This is a genomic window from Paracidovorax sp. MALMAid1276, from assembly GCF_049198005.1.
Classification (GTDB): domain Bacteria; phylum Pseudomonadota; class Gammaproteobacteria; order Burkholderiales; family Burkholderiaceae_C; genus Acidovorax.
On the sequence record NZ_JBMIRS010000196.1, the window covers coordinates 23,267 to 36,516 of the forward strand.

The 13,250-nt window shown below is 70.4% G+C and carries 10 protein-coding genes; 4 read left to right on the forward strand and 6 right to left on the reverse strand.

Annotated features, from left to right (window positions below):
• Window positions 1-76: 76 nt before the first annotated feature.
• Together ACOQFS_RS14505 and ACOQFS_RS14510 are read left to right on the forward strand one after the other, a co-directional pair.
• Window positions 77-334: a hypothetical protein gene (locus tag ACOQFS_RS14505; RefSeq protein ID WP_421563532.1), complete on the forward strand. Its 258-nt coding sequence runs from the start codon at window positions 77-79 to the stop codon at window positions 332-334.
• A gap of 88 nt (window positions 335-422) precedes the next feature.
• Window positions 423-884 carry a hypothetical protein gene (locus tag ACOQFS_RS14510; protein WP_421563533.1) on the forward strand — a complete coding sequence of 154 codons (462 nt, stop codon included), beginning with the start codon at window positions 423-425 and terminating at the stop codon, window positions 882-884.
• Window positions 885-959: 75 nt separating this feature from the next.
• Here the strand turns inward: ACOQFS_RS14510 and ACOQFS_RS14515 are convergent, their stop codons facing one another.
• Window positions 960-2,984, reverse strand: a complete 2,025-nt coding sequence (locus tag ACOQFS_RS14515; protein ID WP_421563534.1) for a DUF2868 domain-containing protein — start codon at window positions 2,982-2,984, stop codon at window positions 960-962.
• 75 nt (window positions 2,985-3,059) lie between these two features.
• Window positions 3,060-4,223 carry a murein transglycosylase A gene (locus ACOQFS_RS14520; protein WP_421563594.1) on the reverse strand — a complete coding sequence of 388 codons (1,164 nt, stop codon included), beginning with the start codon at window positions 4,221-4,223 and terminating at the stop codon, window positions 3,060-3,062.
• A gap of 145 nt (window positions 4,224-4,368) precedes the next feature.
• Between ACOQFS_RS14520 and ACOQFS_RS14525 the strand changes: the two genes are divergently transcribed.
• Window positions 4,369-4,551 (forward strand): hypothetical protein, encoded by a 183-nt coding sequence (locus tag ACOQFS_RS14525; protein WP_421563535.1) that lies wholly within the window; start codon window positions 4,369-4,371, stop codon window positions 4,549-4,551.
• Between the two features lie 140 nt (window positions 4,552-4,691).
• Window positions 4,692-5,339: an OmpA family protein gene (locus ACOQFS_RS14530; RefSeq protein WP_421563536.1), complete on the forward strand. Its 648-nt coding sequence runs from the start codon at window positions 4,692-4,694 to the stop codon at window positions 5,337-5,339.
• Window positions 5,340-5,493: 154 nt separating this feature from the next.
• Here ACOQFS_RS14530 and ACOQFS_RS14535 read toward each other — a convergent pair whose 3' ends face one another.
• The 4 genes from ACOQFS_RS14535 to ACOQFS_RS14550 form a co-directional block, all read right to left on the reverse strand.
• Window positions 5,494-6,123, reverse strand: a complete 630-nt coding sequence (locus ACOQFS_RS14535; RefSeq protein ID WP_421563537.1) for a response regulator transcription factor — start codon at window positions 6,121-6,123, stop codon at window positions 5,494-5,496.
• 78 nt (window positions 6,124-6,201) lie between these two features.
• Window positions 6,202-8,250, reverse strand: a complete 2,049-nt coding sequence (locus tag ACOQFS_RS14540) for a two-component system sensor histidine kinase NtrB (protein ID WP_421563538.1) — start codon at window positions 8,248-8,250, stop codon at window positions 6,202-6,204.
• Window positions 8,247-9,062 carry a carbon-nitrogen hydrolase family protein gene (locus ACOQFS_RS14545; protein WP_421563539.1) on the reverse strand — a complete coding sequence of 272 codons (816 nt, stop codon included), beginning with the start codon at window positions 9,060-9,062 and terminating at the stop codon, window positions 8,247-8,249. Before ACOQFS_RS14545 ends, ACOQFS_RS14540 begins: the two co-directional genes overlap by 4 nt.
• Entirely contained in the window at window positions 9,059-13,228 is a 4,170-nt protein-coding gene (locus ACOQFS_RS14550; protein ID WP_421563540.1) for a YhdP family protein, read from the reverse strand. Before ACOQFS_RS14550 ends, ACOQFS_RS14545 begins: the two co-directional genes overlap by 4 nt.
• Window positions 13,229-13,250 lie beyond the last annotated feature (22 nt).

Here is a 13,250-nt window from a genome sequence, read left to right on the forward strand (position 1 = left end):
TCCACAGCCCGCACTGAATCACAATACGGCGCTTGCCCGGGCACGACGGGCATCCATCACTCCATCGCTCGCCACCATGTCCGCACCCGACGAAGATTTCATGCGCCTTGCCCTGGCAGAAGGCCGCAAGGCCCTGCCGGCCTGCCTGCCCAACCCGCCCGTGGGCTGCGTGTTCGTCAGAGACGGGGCCGTGATTGCAAGCGGCTTCACCCCCTCGTGCGCCAAGGCGCGGGTGGCCCGCGGCCTACGGCGTGTGGTGGTGGCCATGCTTGACCCCACCCGCGCAATGCGGGCGCGGGAATCGACATCCTCAAAGCGGCGGGCGTGGAGGTGACGGTGGGTGTACTGGAGCCGAGCGCGGTGGCGGACATGGGGCCGTACCTCGCCGCAGGCGCGGGTCCTGCCACCGGTGGGGGCTGCGCATGACCCGTTTCACAACACGCTCCCTGGCCCTGGCCCTGGCCCTGTGCCTTGCGTTGGCGGCGCCCTGGTCTCAGGCTGCCGGTGCCGACCCCGCCCTGCTTGGCTGTTGGCGCGCCACCAAGATTGTTCTGTATGTGCAAGACGGCTCCAAGGCCGAGGACACCTCGGGCCGCTGCACGCTCCAGTTCAAGCAAACCCAATTCGAATCGGTCTGCAAGACCAGCACCGGCACGGCCACCACCACCTACCGCTACCAGGTCGTCAGGCCCCAGGTGTACGCGGCCACCATGGCCACCAGCACCTTCAAGACCGAGATGATCGGCTCCACGCGCGAGTACGACTACCGCATCGAAGGCGACCAGTTGCGCACCGTGAGCGTGCCGCCCGCCAAGGCGCCCGAGCCCCCGGCGGTGGCGGCCCCGCGGGTGGAGACCCAAGCGGAACGGACGCCTTGCCTGTAGAGTCCAGATCGATCCTAAATTGATAGCTGAAAGCGCTTTTCCAGTAAGCGCTGGAGGCTGAAAAGGCTTGAATTTTCAGGCGGATTTGCCCGGCGACCCAGTGGTGGCTGCGCCGCTGTCCTCCAGTTGCTCAAGTTCCTCAAGCGCAAAGCTGCGCCGCAGAATCCCGGCCAGCATGGTGTGCAGCAGCGCCTGCAGGGCGTCGTCATCGCCCGGCCCGTTTGGCTTCAACGCGGCGGCCAGCGCGTCGCCGTGGGCGGCCACGGTGCCGGTGACTTCGGCGCGCCAGCGCGCGGCCAGTTCGGCGGCATCGCCCGGTGGTACGCGCTGGTGGTGCGCAATGACGAGGTAGTGCGTACACGCCGCTTCGGCCGCGTGGCGCAGCAGGTGGTGGGTGCTGGTTTCTCCGTCGTCCTTCTTCTGGAACGCGCGCAGCGCCCAGGCCGTGGCGCCGCCCAGCAGCGCGCCCAGGGCCGTGCCCGCGCCCAGTGTCAGGCCGCCGGTGCCCACGTCGATCAGCGCACCAGCCTTGGCGCCCGCGACCGCGCCCGCAGCGGCGCCGGCCGACGTGCCCACCGCCAGCACCGTGTTTTCGGCACGGCGGGGCCCGGGCAACGGAGCGCCGTCGCGCTGGGGCTTGGGGTGGTGCTGTGTGGGCGCAGATGGCTGGCCGTGCAGGGCGCGCAGGGCGGTGTCGAGCGCCTGCACCTGCTCGGCATACCGGGATTGCTGGGTGGCAGCGTCCCCAGGAACCAGGCGGGCACAGGCGCGCAGGTGCTGCGCAAGGGCCTGCAGCGATTGGCAAAAGCGCTGCTCGTTGCGCTCCACCCACGCTGTGCGCAGCCGGGCCAGCGCGTGGCGCTGGGCAGGCAGCGCGGTGGCCAGCCGGTCGAACAGTGCGGGCTCCAGCACCCAGCTGGCGCCGAAGTCTTCCCAGCGCAAGACCCGCAGCGGCGCGCCCTGCCAGGCGGGCGGCGGGGCATCGCTGGCCCACGCCAGCACGGCGTCCACCGGCTGGCCCTCACCGCCAAATTGCAGATGGTCGCCCTGCGGAGTCTGCACCTGCGCGCCCTGCAACACCCCAGCCTGTGGGCCGTGCAGGCCGATCACCAGGTCGCCCGGAAGGGCCGCGCGCAGTCCGTCAAAGGCGGCATCGTCCAGGTTGATGTGGCCCTGCCAACGGGCCTCGCGCCAGCGCGCCCAGGCCGCCATCGCCAGGCGTGGCAGCACCACGGCCAGCACCAGCAGGCCCACGTACATCCACACCCAGCGGTTGCCAGCGGCGCCCTCGCCGGCAAAATTCTGCGTGGCGGCGATCTCCTGCAGCGTGAAGGGCGTGGCGCCGAACAGCACCGTCAGCGGCCAGAACAGCGCCGAGACGATGGCGTGCACCTGTGTGGCATCGAGAAAAGTGCTCTCCCACCCGAACTGGTAGCGCACCACCAGCCCGCGCAGCAGCAGCGATAGCGCAATGCCTGCCCCCCAGGCCGCCGCGCACAGGTGCAACATCCGCGCCGCGCGCTGTGCCAGCACGTCGCGGGCATGCGCTACCCATCGCACATGGAAGTCCGCCGCAATGCGCGCGGACAGCCCGCGTCCCGGGCGGCCGAAAAGGCGCAGCTCCTGCAGCCATGCTCCAGGGCCCGACTGCAGCTGACCCTGCTGTTGCTGACGCGGAGCGCGCAACGCCTGCCAGGCCGTGAGCAGGTACACGCACAGGTTCCACGCCAGAAGGATGAGGAGCGGCGGCGAGAGCAGGTCCACCCGGTGCGCGTTGGCGATGCGGTCCACGGCCAAGCCCAGCAGCAAGGCCAGCAGCGGCAGGCCGCGTGCCAGCCAGCGCCAGCGCACGGCGGGCTCACGCAGCGCGGCAATGGTGGCGTCGCGGCCACTCGCACGGCTTGCGATGGTGTGCGCGCGGTCCAGCACCACATCGCCAGCACCCAAGGGCTGCAACGCGCCGCGCTGGCGGGCAGCGGCTACGGCGCTGCGCGTGGCGTCGTCCCAGTCGGCCTGGCTGACCAGGGTGCGCCCGCTGTCTGCCTGCTCGATGGCCTGCGCGAGCAGCACGGCACGCAACTGGGGCTCTGTCACGCGCATGAATGCTCCTGTTTTAATAGCTGTTAGCGCTGGCTGGATATGCGCTATAGGCATATTTGACCCATGTCTTAGCCATCATTTGGGCCAGAGCGCCCACAAGCGCAGGTTCTGCTTCAGGCGCCCTGCGATGTCGCCGGCCTCGGGGCCCCAGCCGGTGAAATAGTCAGCGCGCACCGCGCCCAGGATGGCGCTGCCGGTGTCCTGCGCGAGCACCATGCGGCCGAGTTGCACCTGCGGGCCGCTGGAGGCCAGCCACACCGGGGTGCCATAGGGAATGCTCTGGCGGTCCACGGCGATGGAGCGGCCGGGCGTGAGCGGCACGCCCTGAGCGCCGCGCGGGCCGAACTCCGCGTCCAGTCCGCTCAGCGGCTCCTCGCGGAAGAAGACGTAGCGCGGGTTGCTCCACAGCAGCTCGCTGGTGCGGTGCGGGTTGGCCGCCAGCCAGGCGCGGATGCCGGGCCAGGTGGCGTCGCGCGTGAGACCCTGGTCCAGCAGCCAGCGGCCCACGCTCTGGTAGGGCTGATCGTTGGTGCCGGCATAGGCCACACGCACCAGCGATACGGTGCCGTCCGGCTCGGCAACGCGCAGCCGCCCCGAGCCCTGGATGTGCAGCACCATCGATTCGACCGGGTCGCGCAGCCACGCAATCGCGCGCCCGGCCAGTGCGGCCTGGGCTTCGGGCAGGGTGTCGATCTGCTGGCGCGTGTACCAGGGCTTGCGGCTGCCCAGCGTGGCGGGCGTGCGGTACACCGGCACGGTGTAGCCGTTGCCGGGCTGGCGGGCCGCGTCGATCAGGGGTTCGTAGTAGGCCGTGAGCAGGCCGTCGGGGTTGCCGTCGTTGGTCTCGATGCGGTAGGGCTGCAGGCGCGCGATGAGCCAGGCACGCTGCTCGTCGCCCGAGGCAATGCTCAGGCGGCGCACGTCGCCGCACAGTGCGGCGAAAGGCGGCGCAGGGCGCTCGCAGCTCTTGATCCAGGCGTTCCAGGCCTCGTGCAGCGCGTCGTCAGAAAAGCCGGGCAGCTCGGCCCAGCGCACCGGAATCCAGCGGCTCTTGGGCTGCGCCAGCGGGGGCGGCAGGGGGCCGTTGTCGCCGGGCCAGATCACCGTGCCGGGGGCCGGGGCGGGTGTGGCAATGACCGCCGGGCGGGAGGGGCTTGGAGGGGTGGGCGGGGTGGAGCAGCCGGTCAGCGTTCCTACAATCAGCGCCGCTGCAACAAGGCCTGGGAGTCTGCGCGGCAGAAGGCATCGAAGCGCAAGGCGTGAGACCGGTTTGTCGCGCGTTGCAGCCGAGGGTCCTTCTGCCGCGCAGACTCCTGGAACGTGTTTGCGATCAGGCGCGCGGCCGCAGGGTGCCCGCCAATTCGTTCTTGGGAGTGTCAAAGTCATGGGGCTGATTTTGCTTGAAGCGCTGCTGGCGCTGGTGCTGCTGGTGGCCATCGTGTGGTGGACCATGTTCTCGGGCCGCAAGGGCGGCGAGCTGCACCCACCCGGTGATCCGGCGCCGGGTACTGACGACCCGCAGCAGGGTGCGCGGGACGGAGACGAAGGCACCCGTCCGCCGCAGTGATGTTGCCGCAGTGAGGTGTGCTCCGCTGCGGTCGGTGTGAGGCTGGTCCTACAGCCTTTGGCCCCGTGGGCCGATGGCGCAGCAGCGGCCTGCGCGCGACCATCGCCCAGGTCTATCACCTGAACACAAGGAGCACACACATGCGCAAACATCTACTCATGGGCGCCACGGCCGCAGTCATCCTCGCCACCGGCTGCGCCAGCATGGACGACACGCAGCGCCGCACCGCCACGGGCGCGGGTGTGGGGGCCCTGGCGGGCGCGGTGATCGGCTCGGCCACGGGCGGCAGCGCCGGCACCGGCGCCGTGGTGGGTGCGGGTGTGGGTGCCCTGGGCACCTACATCTGGTCGCAGAACATGGAACGCCAGAAACGCGAGATGGAACAAGCCACGCGCGGCACGGGCATCGCCGTGTCGCAGACTGCCGACAACCAGTTGATGCTCAACATCCCGAGCGACATCTCGTTCGCCGTCGGCCGCTCGGACATCCAGCCCAACTTTGCGCCCGTACTGGACCAGTTTGCCGCCAGCCTGCGCGCCAACCCCTACGCCGACGTGCGCATCGTGGGCCACACCGACAGCACGGGCAGCGACGCCATCAACGACCCGCTGTCGGTGGACCGCGCCGCCAGCACGCGCAGCTATCTGGCCGCGCGCGGTGTGGACAGCCGCCGCATCGCCATCGACGGCGTGGGCTCGCGCTATCCGATCGCGTCCAACGACACCAATGACGGCCGCTCCCGCAATCGCCGTGTGGAGATCTTTGTAGGCGAACGGCCACGCGGGTAAAGGCTCGCGCAGGGCCCCGGTGTATGAATGGTGGCGAGCCATGCGCGGGATGCCGAGCAAGGGCCGCCCCGCAGCGAAGGCATCGTCCCCCTTCCCGAATCGCGCAGAGATTCGAGAGAAGGGGGAAGGCGCGAAGCGTCTCAGGGGGATCGCCCTAGCTTCCCGTGCGCAGCAGGTTGGCCAGTTCCACCGCCGACTTCACTTGCATCTTGTCGAACACGCGTGAGCGGTGCACTTCCACGGTGCGCACGCTGATGTCGAGCTGGTCGGCGATGAGCTTGTTGGGCAGGCCCTCCACAACCAGGTCCATCACATCGCGCTCGCGGTCGGTCAGCTCGGCCAGCCGCACCTGCACGTCGCTGCGCTCCCGCAGCGCCGCGAGGTGCTGGCCGGACTGGGCCAGTGCCTGCTCGATGCGGTCGACCAGCGCGTTGTCGGAAAACGGCTTCTCGCAAAAATCGAAGGCACCGCGCTTGACCGCATCCACCGCCGTGGGCACGTCGGCATGGCCGGTGAGGAAGATCACGGGCAGGGTGGCCAGGTCCCCGCGCGCGGCCAGCAGGTCGAACAGGGCCAGCCCGCTCATGCCAGGCATGCGCACGTCCAGCAGCAGGCAGCAGGGCTGGCGCTGCGCAGGGCGGGCCTGCAGCATGGCGTCAAAGGCCTCTGCGCTGTCGAACGCCTCGCTGGGCAGCCGACGCGAGCGCAGCAGCCAGGCCAGCGCCTCGCGCACGCTGGCGTCGTCGTCCACGATGTACACAGTGGCGTTGGTGATGGGCTCCATGGTTCAGCTCGGGTTTCGATCGGTTCTCGATGGCAGGGGCGGCCGCGCCGCGCATGGCGCGGCCGGTATAGCCGGTCGTCAGGGGGGCGTGGTGGGCAGGGTGAAGGTGAACACCGTACCACGCGGCACATTCGGCGCGAACCCGAGGTAACCGCCATGCTGCTCGATGACCGTGCGGCACATGCTGAGGCCCAGGCCCATGCCCTCCTGGCGTGTGGTGAAGAAGGGCGTGAACAGCTTCTCCGCCACGTCGGGCGGAATGCCGGTGCCCTGGTCGGTGACGGTGAATTCCAGCCAGCCGCCGTGGGGGCTGGACGCGCCACGCCGCACGCGGATGTCGAGCACGCGCGTGCGGATGGCCGGGTCGTCCATCGCCTGCATGGCATTGCGGGCCAGGTTGAGCAGCACCTGCTCGACCATGGTGCGGTCGCACAGGGCGGGGGGCAGGCCGGGCTCCACCGTGGTGTGCACCCGCACGCCCAGCTTGCGGGCCTGCAGGATCACGAGCGGCAGGATCGCGTCCAGCAGCTGCTGCGCATGCACCGCTTCGCGCGCCTGGTCGCGGCGGCGCACGAAGTCGTGCACGCTCTTGATGACCTTGCCGGCGCGCTCGGCCTGGCGCGCGATCTGCTGCATGGCCATGCGAACGTCCTGCAGCGGCGTCGCGTCGGCGTCACCGGCGGAGCCCGGCGCGGGCGCTGCCGTGTCGAGCAGGTTGATGGAGCCCGTGGCATAGCTGGAGATGGCGGCCAGCGGCTGGTTCAGCTCGTGGCTGAGCAGCGAGGCCATTTCGCCCACAGTGGCAAGCCGGGCCGTGGCCTGCAGGCGCTCCTGCGATGCGCGGGAGAGCTCTTCCACACGGCGCTGCTCGCTGATGTCGAGGAAGGCACTCATCCAGCCAGTGTGCTGCCCCTGTGCGTTGATGAGCGGCGCCTCGATGATCAGCACCGGAAACCGCGTGCCGTCCTTGCGCATGAAGACCGATTCGAAACCTTCGCGCGGTGGCGTGTGATGGCCCGACAGGCGGGTTGCCTGGCGCTGCCGGTACTCGTCCACCAGCTCGGGCGGCCAGTAGGGCGCCGAGACGCTTTGGCCCAGCAGCTCCTGGGCGCTGAAGCCCACCATGGCGCAGAACGCGGGGTTCACGTAGGTGATGCGGCCCTCCAGGTCGCGCGCGCGCAGGCCGGTGACCAGCGAGTCCTCCATCGCCTTGCGAAACGCGAGGGCATCGGCCAGCTCGCGCTCCGCACGCAGGCGGCGGCGGTTGTCGCGCACCAGCACCACCATCACCGTCACCAGTGCGATCGACATGGCGGTGACCAGCGCCGTCAGCACATTGGGGAACACGCTGGGCGCGCTGTGCCACGTGTCCATGCGCAACACCAGCGTGGTGCCGGGCAGGTCCAGCAGGTGCTGCGCGGTGAACATGCGCGAGCCCCGGCGCGCGGCGCCCAGCACGGCAAGGCGGGTGCCGTCCGGCTCGGTGAACGAGGCCTCCTGGCTGCGCGTGAGGCTGGGCGCGACCAGGTTGGTCAGCACGTCCTGCAGCGAATAGGTGGCCACCAGAAAGCCCGTGTGCCGCCCGCCTGCGGTCAGGGGCAGGCACAGCTCCATCATCTCGGAGCCCAGGCCGTCGCCATGGGGCTGGAAGTAACTGCTGGAATAGGCCGGGCTGCTCAGGCGGCGGGCATTGGCGCAGGCGATGGCCGAGTCCGACTGGTGGCTTTCGCGCAGGCGCGCGTCCCAGGCTACGGGGCGGTAGGGCGACTGTGCATGGCTGCGCAGCCGCATGGACGGATCGCGCCACTCCAGCCGCACCAGCTCGCGGCGGTTGCGCAGCAGGTCGTGGGCCTCGACGTCCCAGGCCAGCATGCCCGGATCGCCCGCGTGCAGGGCCTGCAGACTCTGCAGATTGCGCGTGAGCGCCACGCGGATGTCGGACACGGCATCGGCCGTGTCGCGCTCCAGGCGGCTTTGCACCTGGCTGGCCTCATAGCGTCCGGCCAGCCACACCATGGTGGCGAGCATGGACACGACAAGCAGCACCAGGGCCGTCCAGAGCGACCAGCGCCGCCAGGCGCGGCGCCAGCGCTGCAGCAGGGTGGGCCGGGTGGCGGATGTGGTCACAGCACGCGGTGCGTGAGGGCGGGCAGCTGCTGGCGCACGGCCTGCAGCCGCGCCCGGTCGAGTTCGCCCAGCACCACCCCCTCGCCCCGCTCGTGCTGCGCCATCACCTGGCCCCAGGGGTCCACCAGCATGCTGTGGCCCCAGGTCTGGCGGCCGTTCTCGTGCTGGCCGCCCTGCGCGGGCGCGAGTACGTAGGCCAGGTTTTCGATGGCGCGCGCGCGCAGCAGCACCTCCCAGTGGGCCTGGCCGGTGGTGCGGGTGAAGGCGCTGGGCACCAGCATCAGGTCCGCGCCCGCCTGGGCGTGCGCGCGGTACAGCTCGGGAAAGCGCAGGTCGTAGCACACCGACAGGCCCACCTGCCAGCGCTGGCCGTCCCGGGCCTGCAGCGCAAACTGCACGGGCGTGGCGCCCGCTTCGATCACGCGGTTCTCGAAATACTGCTCACGCCCGTTGTCGAAGTGGAACAGGTGGATCTTGTCGTAACGCGCCACGCACTGGCCCGTGGGGTCGAACACCAGCGTGGTGTTGCGCACGCGGTCCGCCGCCACAGTCTGAAGCGGCAGGGTGCCGCCCGCGATCCAGATCTGCAGCGCGCGCGCCGTGTCGGCCAGAAAGCGCTGGATCACGCCCTCGCCGTGGGCCTCGCGCAGCGCCAGCTTGTCGGTCTCCTTGTAGCCCATGCTGCAAAAGTATTCGGGCAGCACGGCCAGCTCGGCCCCCTGGTGGGCGGCCTGCTCCAGCAGCGCGCGGGCCGCAAGCAGGTTGGCCTCCAGATGCGGCCCTGAAACCATCTGGATCGCGGCGACTTTCATGGGGGTTCTCCGGGTTTGGAAGGATTGGCGGCGGCCTGGCTGGGGGCAGAAGCCGCAGCGGCAGCGTCGCGGGCGCGGCGTGGCACGCGCACGATGCGCGGGTCTGTCCAGGTGCCTTCGATGCGGAACTCCTGGGTGGCGGCCTCGATGAGCGGGCCGCGCAGGAACACCTGCGCCAGGAAGCTGCCCAGGCCGATCACGGGGTTGATGGCCGTGGCGACCAGCGAGGCCGTCATGGCATTGATCTCAGGCACTACCACGACGCGCAGGTCCTGGGTTTCGCGGTCGATGCTGGCGCTGCCCTCCATCAGCACGGCGGCGTTCACGCCCTTCATCTGCAGGTTGTTGGTGGTGGCCACGCCCTGCTCGATGCGAACGTCGCCGCGCACGAAGTCGAACGCGAAGCCCTCGCTGAACACGTCGCGGAAGTCGAGCGTGAGGCGGCGCGGCAGAGACTGCAGGCTGAGCACGCCCAGCAGCTTGGCCAGGCCCGGGTCGGCCTTGAGGAACTGGCCTGACTCGACGTTCAGGTGGATCTGCCCGGTCATGCTGCGGTAGTCAGGACTGAACGGAGCGCCCAGCCAGGCCACCTGCCCCTCCATGCGCCCCTTGCCGCGCCGCACCACGTCGGCCATGCCCATGCGCGCCAGCAGCTCGCCCGAGTCCCGGATGTCGAGCCTGAAGTTGAGCACCGTGCGCCGATCCGGCGCGCGCGCGGCTGCGCCAACGCCCGCGGCATTGAGCACCGCCCAGTTGCCGCTGGCGATGAACTGCGCCTCGGGCGACAGGATGTTGAACTTGGACAGGCGCCATTCGCGCTGCGCGCCGTCGTCGCCGCGGTTCTGCGCCTCGATCTCCACGCGGCCCAGGCGTTTGCCGCGCAGCTCGAAATCGTCCACCACGATGTCGAGCGCGGGCAGGCTGCCGGGTTGCTCGTTCAGCAGGGACTCCACCTGACTGACCTCGCTTTGCGGCAGGCTCGCGCGCGCCAGCCGCGCGAAAAGGCGGCCGCTGGCGTTGCCGGGCGAGCCCGGCTGGCGGTACTCCAGATACCCGTTGAGTTCCGTCGCGTCCAGGTTGGCGCGCCAGATGGTGCCTTCGCGGAACGCGCCGGCCACCACGTTGTGCAGCGTGCGGCCCTGCAAGGTCAGCTCGCGCGCGCGCAGCGCCAGCGTGGTGGGCAGATAGTCCTGTGCCACGCTTGCGGCCGTCGCGTCGGTGCCGCTGGCGGCGCTGCCGGCGGGCGCTGCTCCACTGGCCTGGCGCAGCACCTCTTCCCAGGCATCCACGTCCACCTTGCCCTGCTGGATGTTGGCGGCCACGCCCTGCGCGGGCAGCGGGGCCGATTCACCGCCGGTCAGCCCCAGGCCGATGGCTCCCCGGATCACGCGCGGCGGGCCACCGCCGAGGTCGCGCACATACGTGGCTGCACCCAGCGGTCCCAGGTCCAGCGTGAGCTGGTCGCGCAGTGCAGGCGGCGCGGCGGCGCTGCTGCTGCCGTTGGGGGCCAGGCCCGTGAGGGATTCACGCAGGACCTGGTTCTCGAACCGCAGTGGCAGCGCGCTGTCGGCGCTTTTGCCGAGCGGGGCGGGCAGGTTCAGTGCCAGGCCTTGCAGGTTGGTGGAGACCTGCACCTCAGGCACGCCGCGGCGAAACGCCAGGGACACGGTGTACGGCGTGCTGCCCGACGCGCGGCGTGCCAGTTGCGCCACCATGCCCAGCTGCGGGGTTTGCTGCAGTCCTTCGGCGGTGGCGGTGCCCTGTGCGCGCACCTGCACGGCCGACTCGGTGGCCGGTGCGTTGGGCGCCAGCGCGCGCATGCCGCCCTCCAGCCTTACGCTGCCGCCCAGGGCCTGGGCTTGCACATTGTTCAGGGCAAACCCCGTTTCGCTGAATTGGACCACGCCGCGCACGCGGCCGAGCGCGGGCGTGTCGGGCGTGATGCGCAGGTCGTTGCCCGCCAGCGTCACGCTGCCCTGCACGCGCGAGCGCTGGATGTCGCTGATCGGAAGGGTCAGGCGCAGCTGGAAGTCGGCGTTGCCGCTGCCGCTGGCCTGGTCCAGCGCATGCCCCGTCATGCCGGACAGCGGCGAGGCCGCCATGAGGCCCAGCAGCTCGGCAAGGGGTCCGCGCGCGTCGGCGTTCACGCTGACCACCGTGTGCGCCAGGTCGGGGATGCGCGCCTCGACCTTGGACAGGCGCAGGCCCTGCCGCCCGGCAAAGGTGCCGCTGGCGCCGCGCACCTGCATGGAAGAGCGGTCGAAAATCAGTTCGCCGCCCAGCTCGGTGAGCGCCGGCCACGGCAGGGCGTTGGCGGGCTGCAGGGCGGGTGGCACATAGGCGTAGGTCACCCCCTTGACCTGTGCGGCAATGCGGAATTCGCCCTGCTTGGGATCATCGAAGGGCAGGTGGTGCAGGTCGCCCTTCACGCGGAACTGCACATTGCTGGCGGTGCCGGCCACCACCGCATCGCGCACATAGTGGCGGGATTCCGGCGGAATGGTCAGCGGCAAGTAGCGGTGCACGCGTGTGCCATCTGCCCGGTTCAGCGTGCCGGTGAGGTCCAGCACCCCCGGAAAGCGCGAGCGGTGCGCCACCTTGCCCGCGTCGCTGGTGTGCCAGGTGGCGCGCGCCTCGCCCTGCGCGTCGGCGTTGGCAAACTGCACGTCGTTGGCCTGAACGGCTATGCGGTCGCCCTCCAGCTGCCAGCGCACATCGGCGCTCAGGCGGTCCAGCGGCAGCACTGGGTCTTCGAACACGCCCGGCAGCACCAGGGCGCCCGATGCCATCGTGAGCGCCGCCTTGCCTCCGGCCTGGTTCATGTCCAGGTCCACGGTGGCTCCGCGCAGTCCGAGGTGCGTGGGGGCGGTGGCCCGGTCCGGGTGTCCCGCCAGTGCCAGGCCTCGTATGCGGCCGCGCACCTGGTACTGCTGCAGCGCGTCGAGCGGCCCCTTCCACGTGGCGTGGATCTCGTCCACCACGCCGCGCGGGGCGTAGGTGCGAACCGCCTGGTGGGCCGTGGGGCCCAGCGGCAGACGGCTGGCGATTTCTGCCAGGGCTGCGAGGTCCAGCCGGTCGGCACGCAGCTCACCCTGTTCGGGCAACTTGCCCGTGGCCGACGTGTGCACCAGCCGCAGGTTGCCACCGGGCCAGGTGATCCCGTCGTCGGTCTGGAATTGCAGCCCCTGGGTGGAGAACTCGAAGCCGCCGTTCAGCTGCCGCCCGCCCAGCCGCCCCTGGATGGAGGGCAGCGCGAGCGGCTGCAGGTCGGGTGCCAGCGTGGTGTTCACATCGGCCAGCGCCAGGTCGGCCGTGCCCCCCACGATCTGCCCGCGCTGAACGTCGGCCCAGGCGCGCAGGGCGCCCCGGCCCTGGCTCACTTCGATGCCCACATCGGCATGGTGGCGCAGCTGCGAGACATCCACGCGGGCAAAGTGGGCAAAGACCTGACCGCTCCAGTGCCGCCAGTCGCCGTCGCGCGCACGCAGCAGCGGGGCGCGGAACTGGCCCACCACCGTGAACCGGTCGCCCCAGGCTTCAGGGGGCGTCGCGTCCAGGCGCAGGTGGTGGTGCCAGTTGCCGTTGCGCAGCAGCAGGTCCACGTCGCCCAGGGCAAGTTCGGGGGCGCGGCGCAGCTCGTCCGTCCAGCGCACCGTGCCGCCCTTGATGAAGACCTCGCCCTGGGTGAACAGCCAGTCTGCGGCGGCGTTGTCGTTGCCCCGGCTTTCGTCGAATGCCAGGCCCGCCACCCGGATGCGCCCATCGGCGGTGCGCCGCACATCCAGCTCGGGGCGTTCGATGTACAGCTGCTCGAACCCGGCGTTGAGCAGCGAGCGCGGCGACAGCGCCACCACCACGCGCGGCAGGCGCAGTGCGGATCGCCCTTGCGCGTCCAGCAGCGCTACGTCGAACAGCTCGATGGAGGGGATCAGGCCCTCGGTGTGCGCCGCGATGTCGCCGATCGTGACGGGAACCCCCAGAGCCCGTGCGGCATGCGCCTCGATCTGCGGGCGGAAATCACCGATTCGCGGCACAATCCAGCCGTGAAGAGCCCCCCAGGCGATGGTCAGCAGCAGCCAGAAGGCCAGCAGCAAACCCAGTGACCACCGCGCAAGACCTGCCACAAATTTCAGCAGGCGTGTGGGGTGTGTGGTGGGATCGAACATGGTGGGATTGAATGTGGCAGGA

Coding starts and splice junctions, on each gene's coding strand:
- ACOQFS_RS14505 (WP_421563532.1), top strand. CDS start 77: ATGTCCGCACCCGACGAAGATTTCATGCGCCTTGCCCTGGCAGAAGGC.
- ACOQFS_RS14510 (WP_421563533.1), top strand. CDS start 423: ATGACCCGTTTCACAACACGCTCCCTGGCCCTGGCCCTGGCCCTGTGC.
- ACOQFS_RS14515 (WP_421563534.1), bottom strand. CDS start 2,984: ATGCGCGTGACAGAGCCCCAGTTGCGTGCCGTGCTGCTCGCGCAGGCC.
- ACOQFS_RS14525 (WP_421563535.1), top strand. CDS start 4,369: ATGGGGCTGATTTTGCTTGAAGCGCTGCTGGCGCTGGTGCTGCTGGTG.
- ACOQFS_RS14530 (WP_421563536.1), top strand. CDS start 4,692: ATGCGCAAACATCTACTCATGGGCGCCACGGCCGCAGTCATCCTCGCC.
- ACOQFS_RS14535 (WP_421563537.1), bottom strand. CDS start 6,123: ATGGAGCCCATCACCAACGCCACTGTGTACATCGTGGACGACGACGCC.
- ACOQFS_RS14545 (WP_421563539.1), bottom strand. CDS start 9,062: ATGAAAGTCGCCGCGATCCAGATGGTTTCAGGGCCGCATCTGGAGGCC.
- ACOQFS_RS14550 (WP_421563540.1), bottom strand. CDS start 13,228: ATGTTCGATCCCACCACACACCCCACACGCCTGCTGAAATTTGTGGCA.